Source organism: Undibacterium sp. Ren11W (assembly GCF_049340485.1).
GTDB lineage: Bacteria > Pseudomonadota > Gammaproteobacteria > Burkholderiales > Burkholderiaceae_D > Undibacterium.
Genome location: NZ_JBMPPB010000001.1, coordinates 1,105,410 through 1,120,819, shown reverse-complemented (window position 1 = coordinate 1,120,819; position 15,410 = coordinate 1,105,410). Strand labels below are relative to the sequence as shown.

At 47.3% G+C, this 15,410-nt stretch carries 12 protein-coding genes; 7 read left to right on the top strand and 5 right to left on the bottom strand.

All coding sequences use genetic code 11. The features are described 5' to 3' along the window. From odhB to ACO0K8_RS05010, 5 genes are all read left to right on the top strand, one after another. Entirely contained in the window at positions 1-1,248 is a 1,248-nt protein-coding gene (odhB, locus tag ACO0K8_RS05030; protein ID WP_422945521.1) for a 2-oxoglutarate dehydrogenase complex dihydrolipoyllysine-residue succinyltransferase, read from the top strand. Between the two features lie 13 nt (positions 1,249-1,261). Continuing rightward, positions 1,262-1,600 carry a PspC domain-containing protein gene (locus ACO0K8_RS05025; RefSeq protein ID WP_422945520.1) on the top strand — a complete coding sequence of 113 codons (339 nt, stop codon included), beginning with the start codon at positions 1,262-1,264 and terminating at the stop codon, positions 1,598-1,600. Between the two features lie 62 nt (positions 1,601-1,662). Beyond that, entirely contained in the window at positions 1,663-3,090 is a 1,428-nt protein-coding gene (gene lpdA / locus ACO0K8_RS05020; RefSeq protein ID WP_422945519.1) for a dihydrolipoyl dehydrogenase, read from the top strand. 86 nt (positions 3,091-3,176) lie between these two features. Then, positions 3,177-4,274 carry a cell division protein ZapE gene (gene zapE, locus ACO0K8_RS05015; protein ID WP_422945518.1) on the top strand — a complete coding sequence of 366 codons (1,098 nt, stop codon included), beginning with the start codon at positions 3,177-3,179 and terminating at the stop codon, positions 4,272-4,274. An 89-nt stretch (positions 4,275-4,363) separates the two neighbouring features. Beyond that, complete coding sequence (locus ACO0K8_RS05010; RefSeq protein WP_422945517.1) at positions 4,364-4,795, top strand: hypothetical protein; 432 nt, start codon at positions 4,364-4,366, stop codon at positions 4,793-4,795. A gap of 103 nt (positions 4,796-4,898) precedes the next feature. On the opposite strand, the gene ACO0K8_RS05005 is transcribed toward ACO0K8_RS05010, so the two are convergent. Next, the gene (locus ACO0K8_RS05005; protein WP_422945516.1) at positions 4,899-6,065 is read right to left on the bottom strand and encodes a pyridoxal phosphate-dependent aminotransferase; all 1,167 of its coding nucleotides are present in this window, start codon (positions 6,063-6,065) and stop codon (positions 4,899-4,901) included. 20 nt (positions 6,066-6,085) lie between these two features. Next, the gene (upp, locus tag ACO0K8_RS05000) at positions 6,086-6,718 is read right to left on the bottom strand and encodes a uracil phosphoribosyltransferase (protein ID WP_422945515.1); all 633 of its coding nucleotides are present in this window, start codon (positions 6,716-6,718) and stop codon (positions 6,086-6,088) included. Positions 6,719-7,031: 313 nt separating this feature from the next. Here upp and ACO0K8_RS04995 point away from each other — a divergent pair, with 313 nt between their 5' ends. Next, positions 7,032-12,245, top strand: a complete 5,214-nt coding sequence (locus tag ACO0K8_RS04995) for a hypothetical protein (protein WP_422945514.1) — start codon at positions 7,032-7,034, stop codon at positions 12,243-12,245. A gap of 3 nt (positions 12,246-12,248) precedes the next feature. Here ACO0K8_RS04995 and ACO0K8_RS04990 read toward each other — a convergent pair whose 3' ends face one another. Both ACO0K8_RS04990 and ompR read right to left on the bottom strand, forming a co-directional pair. Then, on the bottom strand, positions 12,249-13,502 hold the full coding sequence (locus ACO0K8_RS04990) for an ATP-binding protein (RefSeq protein WP_422945513.1): 1,254 nt from the start codon (positions 13,500-13,502) through the stop codon (positions 12,249-12,251). A 104-nt stretch (positions 13,503-13,606) separates the two neighbouring features. Continuing rightward, complete coding sequence (ompR, locus tag ACO0K8_RS04985) at positions 13,607-14,368, bottom strand: two-component system response regulator OmpR (protein WP_422945512.1); 762 nt, start codon at positions 14,366-14,368, stop codon at positions 13,607-13,609. 217 nt (positions 14,369-14,585) lie between these two features. On the opposite strand from ompR, the gene ACO0K8_RS04980 reads away from it, so the two are divergent. Beyond that, positions 14,586-14,864 carry a hypothetical protein gene (locus ACO0K8_RS04980; RefSeq protein WP_422945511.1) on the top strand — a complete coding sequence of 93 codons (279 nt, stop codon included), beginning with the start codon at positions 14,586-14,588 and terminating at the stop codon, positions 14,862-14,864. A 56-nt stretch (positions 14,865-14,920) separates the two neighbouring features. On the opposite strand, the gene smpB is transcribed toward ACO0K8_RS04980, so the two are convergent. Next, the gene (gene smpB, locus ACO0K8_RS04975) at positions 14,921-15,370 is read right to left on the bottom strand and encodes an SsrA-binding protein SmpB (protein WP_126129191.1); all 450 of its coding nucleotides are present in this window, start codon (positions 15,368-15,370) and stop codon (positions 14,921-14,923) included. Positions 15,371-15,410 lie beyond the last annotated feature (40 nt).

Sequence of the window (15,410 nt, the reverse complement as noted above, 5' to 3'; positions counted from 1 at the left end):
ATGGCAATTATCGAAGTAAAAGTACCCCAGTTATCTGAATCCGTCGCAGAAGCGACCTTGTTGACTTGGCATAAAAAAATTGGCGAGGCTGTGACTCGTGATGAAAATCTGGTCGACGTAGAAACTGACAAAGTCGTCATGGAATTACCCGCCCCAGTAGATGGCGTGATTACCCAGATCATCAAAGGCGATGGCAGCTTGGTAGTCGCTGGTGAAGTGATCGCAATGTTGGATACCGATGGTTCGGCAAAAGTGAGCCCGATTCAAGTCTCGGCTGTGCCTGCAGCAACTGTTGCGGCCTCGGTTGATACTGGTGCCAAATCTTCTGCTGGTGTTGCAATGCCAGCCGCAGCAAAAATTTTGGCTGAAAATAATCTGGCAGCAAGTGCTGTCGATGGTTCGGGTAAAGATGGCCGTGTTACTAAGGGCGATGCTTTAGCTGCTGTTTCTGCTAAAGCTGCGGTGCCTGCAGTAGCGCCGGTGGCAGTGGTAGCTGCTAAACCGGCTTTGCAACAAGTTGCGGCGCCTGCTGCACCAAAATTGGGTGATCGTCCGGAAGAGCGCGTGCCTATGAGCCGTCTGCGTGCACGTATTGCAGAGCGCCTGGTGCAATCACAATCAACTAACGCTATTTTGACTACCTTCAATGAAGTCAATATGCAGCCCGTGATTGATCTGCGCAATAAGTACAAAGATAAGTTTGAAAAAGAGCATGGCGTTAAGCTTGGCTTTATGTCGTTCTTTGTTAAAGCAGCGGTAGCCGCGCTTAAGAAATATCCAGTAATCAATGCTTCTGTTGACGGCAATGATATTGTCTATCACGGATATTTTGATATCGGTATCGCTGTCGGTTCACCACGTGGTTTGGTAGTGCCTATCCTGCGTAATGCCGATCAAATGTCTATCGCTGATATCGAGAAAAAAATCGGCGAATTCGGTGCTAAGGCAAAAGACGGTAAATTGACTTTAGATGACCTGACTGGTGGTACCTTCTCCATTTCCAATGGTGGTACTTTCGGTTCTATGTTGTCGACGCCGATTATCAATCCTCCGCAGTCGGCGATCTTGGGCGTACATGCGACTAAAGACCGTGCTGTAGTTGAAAATGGTCAAATCGTAGTGCGTCCAATGAACTATCTGGCGATGTCTTACGATCACCGTATCATCGATGGTCGTGAAGCTGTCTTGGGTCTGGTAGCGATGAAAGAAGCGCTGGAAGATCCGGCCCGCCTTCTGTTAGATTTGTAATCGATTATCCACTATGAATCTCGCTGACGAAATCAAACGTCTGCATGAATTGCATCAGTCAGGAGCGTTGACAGATGCAGAATTCGCGCAGGCCAAGAGTAAGCTCCTCCAGGATGCTCCATCCTCGGATACTCAAAATCTTGTTGACTCAGATAATTCACTGAATCAGTTGAATCGTTTTCGACGATCCAAGAGTGATCAATGGCTGGGTGGGATTTGTGGTGGACTCGGTAAATTGACAGGCCTGGAATCTTGGGTCTGGCGTTTGCTGTTCGTCACCTTTAGTTTTTATTTTGGTTTTGGCTTAGTTGCCTATATTCTTGCCTGGATATTTGTTCCGGAAGAAGACTAAATAGTTGCTATTGACAATAGATGTATTAAAACCAGAAAAACCAGAATACCTAGGGAATATCCATGAGTAAACAATTTGACGTCGTCGTTATCGGCGGTGGTCCAGGCGGCTATATTGCAGCCATTCGCGCAGCTCAATTGGGCTTTTCTGTTGCTTGCGTTGATGCCTGGAGCAATGATAAAGGTGGCCCGGCACTGGGAGGTACCTGTACCAATGTTGGTTGCATTCCGTCCAAGGCACTACTGCAATCTTCCGAGCATTTTGAGCACGCCGGCCATGCTTTTGCTGATCACGGTATCAAGGTCAAGGGCTTGGAGCTCGATGTGGCGCAGATGCTAGCGCGTAAGAATACTATTGTTAAACAGAATAATGACGGCATTGTGTATCTGTTTAAAAAGAACAAAGTGACGTTCTTTCACGGTCATGCTTCCTTCGTGCAGGCGGCTGATGGCCTCTACAGTATCAAGGTAGCGGGCAAGGCAGAAGAAAATATCTCAGGTAAGCACATCGTGATCGCCACTGGATCTAATGCGCGTCCTTTGCCAGGTGCTGAGTTTGATGAAGACTTGATACTCTCGAATGAAGGTGCACTGACTATCGCTGCCGTGCCTAAGAGATTAGGGGTGATTGGGGCCGGTGTCATCGGTCTGGAGATGGGTAGCGTATGGCGTCGCTGCGGTGCTGAAGTCACAGTGCTGGAAGCCTTGCCGACTTTCCTCGGTGCCGTGGATGAGCAGATCGCCAAAGAAGCGAATAAGCTTTTCGTTAAGCAAGGTCTGTCGATTAATTTGGGCGTTAAAATTGGCGACATCGTCAAAGGTAAAAAAGACGTTACTGTCAACTATACCGATGACAAAGGCGCTGCGCAAAAAGCCGTATTTGATAAACTGATTATCTCTATCGGACGTACACCTAACACTAATGGCCTTAATTCCGACGCGGTGGGTTTGCAACTGGATGAGCGTGGTTTTATCGCGGTCGATGGCGACTGTAAAACCAATTTGACTAATGTCTGGGCAGTTGGTGACGTGGTTCGTGGCCCTATGTTGGCCCATAAAGCAGAAGAAGAGGGCGTTGCAGTGGCTGAGCGCATCGCTGGTCAGCACGGTCACGTTAACTTCAACACTATCCCTTGGGTGATTTACACCTCGCCTGAAATTGCCTGGGTTGGTCGTACTGAGCAACAATTGAAGGCCGATGGGGTTGCCTATAAAGCCGGTACTTTCCCATTTATGGCCAATGGTCGCGCCCGTGCTTTGGGTGATACATCGGGTATGGTGAAGTTTTTGGCTGACGCTACTACCGATGAAATTTTGGGTGTGCATATCGTTGGGCCTATGGCTTCCGAACTGATCTCAGAAGCGGTCGTTGCGATGGAATTCCGCGCTTCTGCGGAAGATATCGCGCGTATCTGTCATGCGCATCCTTCCTTGTCGGAAGCGACTAAAGAAGCCGCCCTGGCGGTGGATAAGCGCTCTTTGAATTTCTAAAAAATTAGAAATTTTCTGTTCTGTGCCGCTGCTGAGAAATCATCAGCGGCTTTTGTTTAACTTGTTATCCTTTTTCCTTAGTGCACATGAATGTCACCGAGTTTTACCATGATGCATTGACCACGCGTGGCTTTCAGTCCGATGCAGCGCAGCAGTTTGCAGTGGCACGTCTTCAGCAAGCCTACGATGAGTGGGTGGAATATAAATCAAAACGAGCGAATAAGTTTACGCGCATCATCACGCGTCCGGATGTGCCGCGCGGCGTGTATATGTGGGGCGGGGTGGGGCGCGGAAAATCATTTTTGATGGATAGCTTTTATTCGGTAGTGCCAGTGGTGCGTAAAGGCAGGCTGCATTTCCATGAATTCATGCGGGCGGTACATCGCCAGTTGGATGAATTAAAAGGTGTGGCTGATCCGCTCGATGAAGTGGCGCGTCGCATCGCCAAAAAATACCGTCTCATATGCTTCGATGAATTCCATGTCTCCGATGTGGCAGACGCGATGCTTTTATATAATTTGTTGAATGCGCTGTTTGAAAATGGCGTGTCGTTTGTCATGACCTCGAATTATCAGCCTGATACCCTGTATCCGGATGGTTTGCATAGAGACCGGATGTTGCCGACGATCGCATTATTGAAGCAAAAATTAGATGTAATCAATGTCGATTCGGGCAATGATTATCGTAAGCGTGCTTTGGAACAGGTTCAGGCCTACCTGACGCCACTATGTGCGGCTACAGATCAGAGTCTGCGCGAAGCCTTTGTGCGCATCGCGGAAACCAGCGATGAAGATGGGCATGTGAATATCGAAGGACGTGAACTGAAAGCCTTGCGACGCGCCGGTAGTGTGATTTGGTTTGATTTCGCCACTTTATGTGGAGGCCCGCGTTCACAAAACGACTACCTCGAAATCGCCAGTCGTTTTCATACGGTAATACTGTCATCTATCCCCGCCATGTCAGCCGCCATGTCTTCGGAAGCACGTCGTTTCACCTGGTTGATAGATGTGTTTTATGACAATAAAGTGAAATTAATCATGTCGGCTGCGGTGCCGCCTGAGCAGTTATATACCTTAGGGACCTTGTCGAATGAGTTTCATCGTACCGTTTCGCGGATTATAGAAATGCAGTCGCGTGAATACATGGACGCTGATCAGCGCGATGCCAGTGCCGGTATCGTATAGATAAACTGTATTGTTAGCATGAACAAAAATAGAGAAGCAAAGCATATTGCCAGCGCAAAGAAGCAAAGCAATAAATCAAGGGAATGAGAATGAAAAAGATTTTCAACGAACGTGGGATTCGCAATCTGCTAACTCTAGTATTGCTGAGTGCAGCGCTGATGGGGCCAGATCTACAGGCGCAGGACGATAAGGTTGATTTCGCAGTCTTGCAACAAAAAGTCGCGACGCTGGACTTAAGTTATGGCAGTACCAGCATACAATCTGGCGAGAAGGCTGAGTTAGCATTGAATGAAACGGAGATAGCGCAAGAGGAGTTGCGGATCTGGTATTTGCAGGCGGAAAATAATTGTTACGACAAATTTTTTGTTACTTCCTGCATCAATGATAGTAAGTTGGTGCGCCGCAAACTGTTTGCAATACTCCAGCGTATTTCGGTAGAAGCCAAGGCATTTCAACGCAAAGAACATATCGATCAACTGGATGCTGATTTGCTGCAGAAAAACACCCCTCCACTGCAATAAAAAGTGGGAGTATGCCTAAAAACAAGGCAAATTGCGCATATCCAGTATGCGGTTGAAATTTATACTCCCACCTAGTATTTAAAATAAATCAAATCAAATCAAATCAAATCGCTTGCAAACGTCCTAGTGCCTGCTCTAGGGTTGAATCTTGTTTAGCAAAACAAAACCTTACAATCCCGCTTTCCTGCGCCCGATGATAGAAGGCTGACACAGGAATTGCCGCGACCCCAATCTCGCGCGTAAGCCACAATGCGAATTCGCTTTCTGATTTATCCGAAATGGCAGAATAATCGACACACTGAAAATACGTACCATTGGTCGGCAGTAATTTAAAACGTGAATTTTTTAGGCCCGCCCGGAAAGCATCACGTTTCTTTTGATAAAAATCCGCTAAATTAAGATAATGTTTTGGTTCATTCATATACTGCGCCAGGGCAACTTGCATAGGTGTATTGACGGTGAATACATTGAACTGATGCACTTTGCGAAACTCTGTCATCAGCGTCTTTGGCGCGGCAACATAGCCGACTTTCCAGCCTGTGACATGGTAAGTTTTTCCAAAACTGGAAATAATGTAAGAGCGTGCGGCCAACTCCGGATAGCGCGCCAGTGACTCATGTCGCTGTCCGTCAAATACCATATGTTCATACACCTCGTCTGAGGCTAGCAACACTTGCGTGTCCTTGACTATTTCGGTCAGTGCCGCAATATCACTTTCTTGCAAGATAAAACCGCTAGGGTTATGCGGTGAGTTCAGCAGTAATAAGCGCGTTTTTGTTGTGATCGCTGCCGCCACCCGATCCCAGGGTGTGGAATAGCCATCTGCGTCTAGACACATGGAGACGAATACCGGCACGCCGCCCGCCAGTTTGATGGCCGGAACATAACTATCATAGGCTGGCTCAATCACAATCACCTCGTCGCCAGGGTGCACGCACGCTAGCAAGATGCTCATGATCGCTTGCGTGGCCCCAGCTGTGACCGTTATCTCAGTTTCTGCATCGTAGACATGCCCGTACAGCTGGAGAATCTTGGTTGAGATGGCGTTCCGTAAAGCCGGCACGCCGGCCATAGGCGGGTATTGATTATGTCCCTTTTGCATCGCCTCAGTGACGGCATCAATCAGTGCCGGATCGCAATTGAAATCAGGGAAGCCCTGGCCTAAATTGACGGCGCCAGTCTCCGCAGCCAGGGCCGACATCACTGAAAAAACGGTGGTGCCGACCTCTGGCAATTTAGAGTCGATTTTCAATAGTTCTGATTTAGTCATGTTGAAAATTACGTCAAGGATTATTTTGTGCCAAATAAACGGTCACCCGCATCACCTAGGCCAGGAACAATATAGCCATGCTCGTTCAAGCATTGGTCTATCGATGCCGTCAGGATAGATACATCGGGATGGGCTGCTTGCATGACTTTGATGCCTTCGGGTGCCGCTAACAGGCAAACAAATTTAATACTGACCGCACCGCGTAATTTGAGCCTAGAAATGGCGGCAGCTGCTGAGTTACCGGTGGCGAGCATAGGATCGACCACGATGACCAAACGGTCGGCGATATCTTCCGGGACTTTAAAATAGTATTCAACCGGCTCTAAAGTTTCGGGGTCACGGTAAAGGCCGATATGCCCGACGCGGGCATTGGGTAATAGATCGAGCATGCCATCGAGTATTCCATTGCCAGCTCGTAAAATAGAGATTACGCAGAGTTTCTTCCCGCTAATCGCTGGCGCATCGATAGTGGCAATCGGCGTTTCTATTTGTATGTTCTCTAGGGGCAGATCGCGCGTGACTTCATATGCCAGCATCTGGCTAATTTCTCGCAATAAACGACGAAAATTGTCGGTTGTCGTCTCTTTGCTGCGCATCAGCGTGAGCTTGTGCTGCATGAGTGGATGTCTGATTTCGGTTACAGGCTCTGACAAGATAATTCTCCAAAAAACGTTATTAGATTCAAATGAAACATGAGTGCCGTATTTTACGTTGCCCAATGTAAAAATGGTGCAAAGCGCTTGCTATGGTGGGTACTTTATGTGGCGGACAGGCGCTTTGTCAGCACGAAATCTTGCAATTGCCCTGCCGTGCGCGGCTTTTTAAACTTCATAGTAAAGATATAAGGCAGTTTTCCTAGTCTTATCCAAAGATGCTTTGTGTGTCTATCATCGATAATTTAGTTTATGAGAGTCTAGCAAGATATTTGCACTGGTCGCTAGGCTGGCCATCAATCGGGAGTAGGAAATGGATGCAAACCAAACATTGTTAAACAGATTGTCTATGGGAGCCTATTCTATGGATGGTCGTCTCGATGCCGACGACGACGTCTCAATGTCGGAGCCGCATTTAGAAACGCACTCCCGTATTGATGTAAAAGGAATCCGTGAGGCGATAGCGCGTGTCGAGGCGGAAGCGCGGGCCACCGTCGCCTCGGAAAACCGGCTGCAAGCGGAGGCACGTGCTAGAACCCTGGCGCAAGAACGCGCCCAAACTGAAGTTGACGCGGCAAACCTGGCACAAAAAAATCTTGAACTGGAACAGGCTGCGATACTCAGTAGTCGTACTCGACTGGAAGCTGAGCGTCAGTCAGGTGCTGTTAGTGAAGCGAGGATCGCGGCCGAAAGCAAAGAAACCTTAGAACTCAATGATCGTATAAGGTTGGAGACAAAAGCCAGAGAACAGGCAGATCAACGTGTTTTGTTTGAGCAAAAGGCTAAAAATCTGGTGCTGGAGAAGTTGCGGGTCGAGAGTGATGGCGCAGGGAAGGCGAAAGCGGCTGCAGTAAGCTTGGTGAAGGAAACTCAAGTGGCTCAGCATTGGGCTGCAGAGCGCGCTGCTGCCTCACTTTCTGCCAAACACGAGGCGCGTGAACGTGCGCGAGTCGATGCGCGTATTGCTGAGTTGGCACGCAATAGCGAACGTAGAGACAAGGATGCGCGTGAAACCTCGGAGATGCTGGTGAAGGTCCGTAGTGAGGCACAACAGCTTAATCGCGAGAGAGAACAAGCCGAGGCGCTAGCGCTAGAGTGCGAAATTAATCGTGCTCCGGTAGAAGTTAGAGCGCGTGAGGATGCCTTGGCACGCGTCGCCATAGAACGTGAATATGAGGCGATTGCGCAAGCTCGGGGTGACTCTGAGCGTAGAGTCCGTGAGGCGATACAATTACGTATCCGTGCCGATGAAGATTTATTGTTGGCCGCTAGCAAGCGCGAACAGGCTGAAACCGTAGCCGCGACTGCCGCGCAAGCGAGGCGTGAAGCGGAGGAGAAAATTCGTAGCGTGACCGAGTCGCGCATACAAGCGGAACGAGAGCTACACGCTAATGCCTTAAAGAGAGTTGAATTTGAGCAATATGCTGATACGGATGCCAGGGCACGTTTACAGGCAGAAGCGGTCGCAACCGAAGAGGCCAGGCAGCGTCGTCAAGCAGATCAAGAAGCTAGCGAAATTGCAAGACAACTGGCGGCAGAGCATCAACGAGCCATACAAGTAGTTAATGAGAGAGCTAAATTAGAACGCGAGGCACTTCAATTAGCCAGAGATCAAACCAATGCTGAGCAACAGGCATTGACTGCGATTGCCTTTCAATCTGAATTTTTAAAAAAAGCGAATGCTGCTACTGAACTCAAAACCAAGAACGCACTAGCGTTAGGAAAGGTCGAGAAACTGCGTGCTGAAGCAGAGAAAAAAGCCGCCGACGCTCTCCAGCTTAAGTTGGAGAACGAGAAAAAGAAAGAGTTAGAAGCCGAAGAGCGCGAGAAAACTGAACAAATCCAAACAGAATTGCTGCAATTACAGCAACAAGCTGAGCAAGCTGCTCGGATCGCTAGTGAAACCGTCTGTTTAGCCGAAAAAATTAAATTAGAAACAGCGCTTGACCAATTGCAGCTGCAAGAAAAAATTGCACAAGTAGCAGTGCAGAAAAGTGAACAGGAAAACCTACTTCTGAGTGTACAGCAGCAAAGGGCGAGCGATGAAGTGAAGGCTCTGGCCTTGATCCAGGAAAAATTAGCCGCTGAGCGACGCCGCGCCGACGCCATCGAACGCGTGCTTGGCGCGACTCAGGCAAAGTTAAACAGTGAGGAACGTGCCAGAACAGAAGCTGAACTGAGGTTAAATCTAGAGCAGGAAGAAAAAGATGTATTGGATGCAAAGAGCGAGTCTGATAAGCAACATAGACTGTCACTAGAGACGAAGCTCAACGCGGAAAAATATTCCTTGCAGCAGACGCAATTACAAGTAGAAATGCAGAAAAAGACGGCCACTCTGGCGCTGTTGAAAGCGCGGCAACTGGCCGAGATCGCCAAAGCGGAAAAATTACGTATGAACGCAGAGCGCGACGCTGCGCTGGCAAATCAAGAGAAACTCGAAGCCGAAAGAGATGCGGCGCAGGCTATTTTAGAAAATACCAAGCACGAACGCGAATTAACATCGGTAATGCAAGCAAGGCAGCAGCAGGAGGACGAAGCAAAAGAGCTGCGCAATGTGTTACTTGGTGCGGAGCAACTGCGTCTGACGAAGATGACGGCCTTTACCCAACTGCAACGTGAAACAGCTTTAGTCTCGCAGCAAAAAGCGAGTGAAGCTGCGGAGTTGATGCAGGTTCAAGCTAAGCTGGCGGAGCAGGAAAATAGTGCACGGGCTTCAATACAAGCGAAGCTACTAGCAGAAAAACAATTGCTGAGCGAAGTGGCGGCGAAACTTGAGGCAGAAACGCTGCAAAACAATCTCTATAGTGAGCGCCTGGAGAAAGAGCGGGAAGTTCGTCAACTGCTAGAGGAAAAGAATCACGCGGAGCAAAAATTATTAACTCAATGCAAGGAAAAATCCATTGCAACACAGCAGGCCGTAAATGCTGCGCAGGCACGTGTGACAATTGCTGAGTCCTTGGCTAGTTTGGAAAAAAAGGCCGCTGCGGTACAACAGAGCGCCTTGAACGCGTTGGAGCAAGCAAAGGCACTAGAGCAAGAAAAGTATGACGCTATCGCATTAACCGAAAAGACGCATCAGGAAAAACTGTTATTGGAACAGCAGGCGGCAGCAGAAGCGCAGTTGCGCTTGCAAGCTGAGCTTGAATTAAGTGGGATCACAAGCGAGCGCGTCACTCTGGAGAAAAAAGCGAGAGTTGATGTAGATGGAAAACTGATTGCGGAAAAATCTTTATTTGAGAAAGTCAAAAATTACGCTGAAATGCAGCACAAGGCGCATCAGTTGAGTTTGCAGAAAAAAGAGAAAGTTGAAGAACTGACGTTAGCAGTTCAGCACCGCATTAGTTTAGATGCTGAAATATTTCGTAGCACTGAAGAGAAACTTCAGATCGAGCAAAGTATCCAAAAGGAACTTGCATCCAAATTAGACGCTGAACAAGATGCTTTGCAATATGCTGAAGCGAATAAGTTATTGATAGATCAAGAGCTTCAGCGCAGTTTCGCAGTTTGTGCCGCAGAAAAAGCCATGCATCAAGAGCTAGCAGCAAACGCAGACGCGCAAAAAGTAATCCTCAAGGTGACAGCACAGCGCCTGCAACAAGAGGAAAATTTAAGCGAATGGCAAAAACAAAGACTGAAAGCTGAACAAGCCGCAGCTTCACTGCTTGAGCAAACCATGGAAGCGGAACAATTGGCCTTGGCAACATCTGTCGCCTTACAAGAACAGGAGCAGGAAAAGCTCAGTCTGGCTCAAATGCGTCAGCAGCAAGACGAGGCGCTAAGGAGGGACGTGGCGCAACTTGCACGGCAAGAAACGCAATTATTGGAAGCGTCGCAACAAGCATCCCTGGCTAAACGGCAGGCCGCACAAGCGTTGGAAGAAAAAACGCGACTGCTGCTGCAGTCTGTGCAAGCAGAACAAACACGTAAAGACCTTGAGCAACAACTGAGTTTGGAGCAACAAAAGAAAATCGCGTTCGAGCAGGAAGAGCAGAATTTGATCGCGCAACGGGTGGCGTGCGAGTCTGAGCTTGTCGAGACGGCGCGTCAACGTTTGGATGCCGAGCAATCTAATCAAGCTTTGGCCCTGCAGACGCAGTTAGCGGAACAAACATTACTTGATGCAGCATCAACTCTTGCAGCAGCGCAAACATTAACCTTGAACGCGTTAAACGCCAAGCTACGTGATGCTAAACAACTCACAGAACTGGAGAATCAAAAGGCTGCTGTGGAATTAGAGGCATCGAGCGTGGTGCAGCAGAAATTAGCGTTAGAGACGCAAGCGGCGAATGATGCCGTCTTGCGTCTAAATGCTGAACGGGAGTATTTGTTGCAGTTCGAGTTAAGGGCGCAGGCCGAGCAAGATATGAAGATAGCGGTGCAGCAAAAGCTCAGTGCAGAAGTAGAGGCTAGAAAGTTAGCGCAACAGAATGCGATTTTTGAGCAAGAGATGGCACTGGCAGCACAATTGCAGTTGGATAATTTACTTCAATTGCAACATGCAACTTTAAATAGCGCAGCGCTGGAGAATGAAAAAACAATGCAGTTGCAGGCCCAGTGTGAACTGCAGAAAACAAACTATGAACTAGAGCAATTAGCGCTGCAGGAAATCAGTAATAAAATTGAATTTGAAAAGCAAATTTATCTGGATGCAGAAAATCGCTTATTAATCGAAAAACAGGCTAGCGAAGTGAGTCAAGCGCGCGCCATTCTGGAGCAGACTGCCTGTGCGGAGCAGCAAGCTAGCTTGGAGCGTGAGCAAAAGTTGGTGGAAGTGAGTAATGAAGTTATTGCTAAACATAAGGCATATGCCGACGATCTTTGCCGTCAAATTGCAGGTCAAGAGCAGCTCAATCAGCTCGAAGATGAGCGGCGTCAGACTCAAAAAGAACTGCTGCTGGTCTTGGAGGATAAGCAATTTATTGAACAAAAATTGAATCAAGAAGTTCAGTGCTCACTTGAAATGGAAGTGGCAATTAGATCAGCATTGCAGGAAAGGATGACTCACGAAGCGCAAGTGCGTCGCGATTTAAACTTGGCATTCGAACAGGAGCAAAATGCCAGTCGATTGACGCATGATTTACAGCAAGAATACCAAAGCCGCACACTGCACAATCAGAAGCAAGTCACTGCCGCACAGCAACAGTTGCAAGCAGAACATGAGCGTGCGGCAACCTTAGCTGAAAACCTAATCGCGAAATTAATGCAGCAACAAGGCGCGAGCCAGGCTTGGCGTGAAAATGCACAAAAAATGCTGGCTGACTCACCTGTCGACGTAATTGTGCCTGCAACGAATAAACCTTTACCAGGCTTTCGCATGCGTACATCGATCGCCGTCAGTGCATTTGCATGCGCGGGTATCGTTGGGGCCGTTAGTTGGGGTTTAGTGCAGGCGCAAACACATACTAAATTGGGTTCAGTACTTATTGCGCATGCTGTGCCAGTTAAAGCAGACGTGCTGGCTAGCACTGCTCCCGGTTCTGGTTTACGTATGTCCTACGGCATAGAAGTTGCGCAAAATAAAAACTAATCGCTAAAAAGCAATGACCACAAGGAAGCCACCATTGACGTGATTTGAGATGCGTATCCTGCCACCGTGCCGTTTTATGATTTTTTCAACGATAGCCAAGCCCAGGCCGGAGCCGTTTGCTTGACTACGCGAGACATCAACACGGGTGAATGGCTTGAGCAGACGTGTTAGGTCGGTATCAGGAACGCCAACACCGTAGTCCCTAAAACTTAGCAATATTCCTGGTTTTCTGCCATTCTTCTTCAAATGGCATTGGATGTCCATTTTCACCTGCTTTGTGCCGGGTGTGTGGCCGTAGCGTCGGGCGTTTTCTATGAGATTATTGAATAATCTATATAACTCTATTTTATTGCCAGGTATTTGTATGTTGGGGCCAATAGACGAACGTATTAGCATATCGGGCAGTCGAGATGCCTCGTCAATAGTTTTTCCTAGCAAGTCGCTGATGTTGACTAAATCAAAGACCACCGCATCCAAAGGCTTTGCATAGTCGAGAAACTGGCCAATAATTCCATCCATTTGTGCCAAATCCGATTGCATCCCAAGTCTGGCTTCTTTGCTTAAATTTGCCATCTCAACTTCTAATTGCATTCGTGCCAACGGCGTGCGCAAGTCGTGAGAAATTCCGGCCAAAATAACAGCTCGGTCGGAGTCAATTCTTACTAAATCTTCCACCATTTGATTAAAGCTGGCATTGGTTTCGCGAATTTCACTTGGACCTTTTTCCGGTAGCGCTTCTGGGCGTTTTCCTTTCGCTAGCATGCGTGCAGCGGCACTTAAGCGTGAGAGTGGATCGTTGATCAGTCTGGAGATAAAGACTGCGCCAATTAAAGTAAGAAATAAAGTGATCGCAGCCCACCCAAGAAACTGCAGGCCATCCGCGGGATCTAGTCTATCTTGCTCAAGTCGCAACCAATATTGATCGCCGTCAATTTCAAAACTTATCCACAAACCGGGAATGTTATTCATTTTTTCGGCAAAACGGGTCGTCTTTCCGAGTTTGCTTTGTATGAATGTTTGCACTTCTTTGAATAATAGTGTCGACTCAGGCTCCACGACCTGATCATTTTCTTCAAGAAGATAGATGCGAATGCCTTCATTGCTCGCAAGATCAAATAGAAGTTCTGCACGCTTTTCTGGTGCAGAATGGATAAGCGCTGATCTTGTGATGCTTACAATGGAGATAATTTGAGCGGCAATTTGCTGGGCTCTAGGCGTACGTTCAACAATTTTGAAACTGCCGAACCAAGTCGACATGCTTGCTAGCACTAGCAATACTAAAAAAAGGAAGGTACGCCAAAAAAGTCCGCTTTTGAGCCAGTCTAGACTATTTAGGTAAGTCCGCATTGTAGCAAGGTGCGTTATCTTGATTTCCCATCTGGAATAAATACATAGCCCAACCCCCAAACCGTTTGAATATAAATTGGGTTTGATGGGTCAAGTTCAATTAACTTACGCAAACGTGAGATTTGTACATCTAAACTGCGATCAAATACTTCGTATTCACGCCCGCGCGCCATCTCCATCAATTTTTCGCGAGATAGTGGCTGTCTTGCATGACGCGCAAATACTTTTAGTACGGAAAACTCGCCGGTTGTAAGATTGATGTTTTCACCACTTTTTTTCAGTGTGCGAGTCGCTAGATCAAGGATGAAATCGCCGAAAGCAAAAATCTGCGGACCTTCGGAAGGCGCTCCTGGTGATTCAACCGGGGCTTTTCGCCGCAGTACTGCATTGATACGCGCCACCAATTCACGTGGGCTAAAAGGCTTGGGAAGATAGTCATCTGCTCCCATTTCTAGTCCAATTATGCGATCGACCTCTTCACCTTTTGCCGTTAACATGATGATCGGTGTTTTGTCTCCAGCACCGCGCAACCTGCGGCAAATCGCTAATCCATCTTCACCGGGTAGCATTAAATCGAGTATCAACATGTCATAGTGTTCTCGCATCCAAAGCTTGTTCATGCTTTCGGCATTTTCAGCGCTGACCACATTAAATCCTTGTTCGCTTAGATAGCGCCTTAATAGGTCGCGTAGGCGTACGTCGTCGTCAACTACTAAAATTTTCGCCTTGGTTCCGCTGTCGATATGGCTGTCGCCAGATTGCTTGAAAGTATTCATTCGCATATGGTACTTGCAGAAATAAAAAAGTGGCAGATTTTGAGGTCACGCATTACAAAGTGTTACACATTTTTCCATTTCCTCATTGTCGCATGTGACTCACGAAGCGTAAACTAATGACTAGCATTTCGCCCACTCCGGTTCTTTCATCTTCATGAGTAAGGGATGGTGATATCTAAAACTTAGCTGATTTTTTAACGGAAAATAGGAAAAATTTATGCAATTTCGCGTGATGCCAGTACTACTTTTTTTCTGTCTTTCATCATTGAGCGCACTTTGCGCGGCTTCGATTCGCGAGTCCACTGATCTGGAATATCATGGGACTAGGGCTGGTGACCGGGGTAATTCAGTGCAACTTCAAGAATCAATACGTAATAGTCAAAAGCAGGCTGGAATTGCAAATCCGAAGCGTAATAGGCTCAGTGTCGATGAGCGTCAAATTTTACGCAAACAAATCCGTGAAGCTGAAAATGAAATTTACTATTTTAATAAATAGTGGTATCAACAACTCGTTTTAAGCCAAAGATAAATGAGGACGGTCGATAAATCTTTTTATCGGCGATTTTGCTTCATTATTTGTTGCTGCTCTCGACCCCAATCACGATCTTTTTCAGTTTCGCGCTTGTCGTGTTGTTTTTTTCCTTTTGCTAAGCCAATCTGGCATTTAATCTTCCCGTTGCTGTAATGCATATTCAAGGGAACCATGGTGTATCCCGATCGCTCCACTTTACTGATCAGTTTGCTGATTTCGGTTGCATGGAGTAATAATTTGCGTGTACGAACAGCGTCTGGATGTATATGGGTTGAAGCTGTTGGTAGGGCGCCTATATGCGCTCCAAACAAAACGATTTCGCTATTTCGTACTAGTACATAAGCTTCTTTTAGCTGCACGCGACCGGCGCGTATAGATTTAACTTCCCAGCCTTGCAATACAATTCCAGCTTCAAATTGTTCTTCTACGAAGTAGTCGTGGAAGGCTTTTTTATTATCGGCAATACTCATGCTATATGAAATTATTCAGTATTCCTGGCGATAAAAATTA

What these genes read in the sequence shown, in the direction of transcription:
- lpdA (WP_422945519.1), top strand. Translation starts at nt 1,663, where the DNA reads ATGAGTAAACAATTTGACGTCGTCGTTATCGGCGGTGGTCCAGGCGGC.
- ACO0K8_RS04995 (WP_422945514.1), top strand. Translation starts at nt 7,032, where the DNA reads ATGGATGCAAACCAAACATTGTTAAACAGATTGTCTATGGGAGCCTAT.
- ACO0K8_RS05005 (WP_422945516.1), bottom strand. Translation starts at nt 6,065, where the DNA reads ATGACTAAATCAGAACTATTGAAAATCGACTCTAAATTGCCAGAGGTC.
- smpB (WP_126129191.1), bottom strand. Translation starts at nt 15,370, where the DNA reads ATGAGTATTGCCGATAATAAAAAAGCCTTCCACGACTACTTCGTAGAA.
- ACO0K8_RS05025 (WP_422945520.1), top strand. Translation starts at nt 1,262, where the DNA reads ATGAATCTCGCTGACGAAATCAAACGTCTGCATGAATTGCATCAGTCA.
- ACO0K8_RS04980 (WP_422945511.1), top strand. Translation starts at nt 14,586, where the DNA reads ATGCAATTTCGCGTGATGCCAGTACTACTTTTTTTCTGTCTTTCATCA.
- zapE (WP_422945518.1), top strand. Translation starts at nt 3,177, where the DNA reads ATGAATGTCACCGAGTTTTACCATGATGCATTGACCACGCGTGGCTTT.
- odhB (WP_422945521.1), top strand. Translation starts at nt 1, where the DNA reads ATGGCAATTATCGAAGTAAAAGTACCCCAGTTATCTGAATCCGTCGCA.
- ACO0K8_RS05010 (WP_422945517.1), top strand. Translation starts at nt 4,364, where the DNA reads ATGAAAAAGATTTTCAACGAACGTGGGATTCGCAATCTGCTAACTCTA.
- ACO0K8_RS04990 (WP_422945513.1), bottom strand. Translation starts at nt 13,502, where the DNA reads ATGTCGACTTGGTTCGGCAGTTTCAAAATTGTTGAACGTACGCCTAGA.
- ompR (WP_422945512.1), bottom strand. Translation starts at nt 14,368, where the DNA reads ATGAATACTTTCAAGCAATCTGGCGACAGCCATATCGACAGCGGAACC.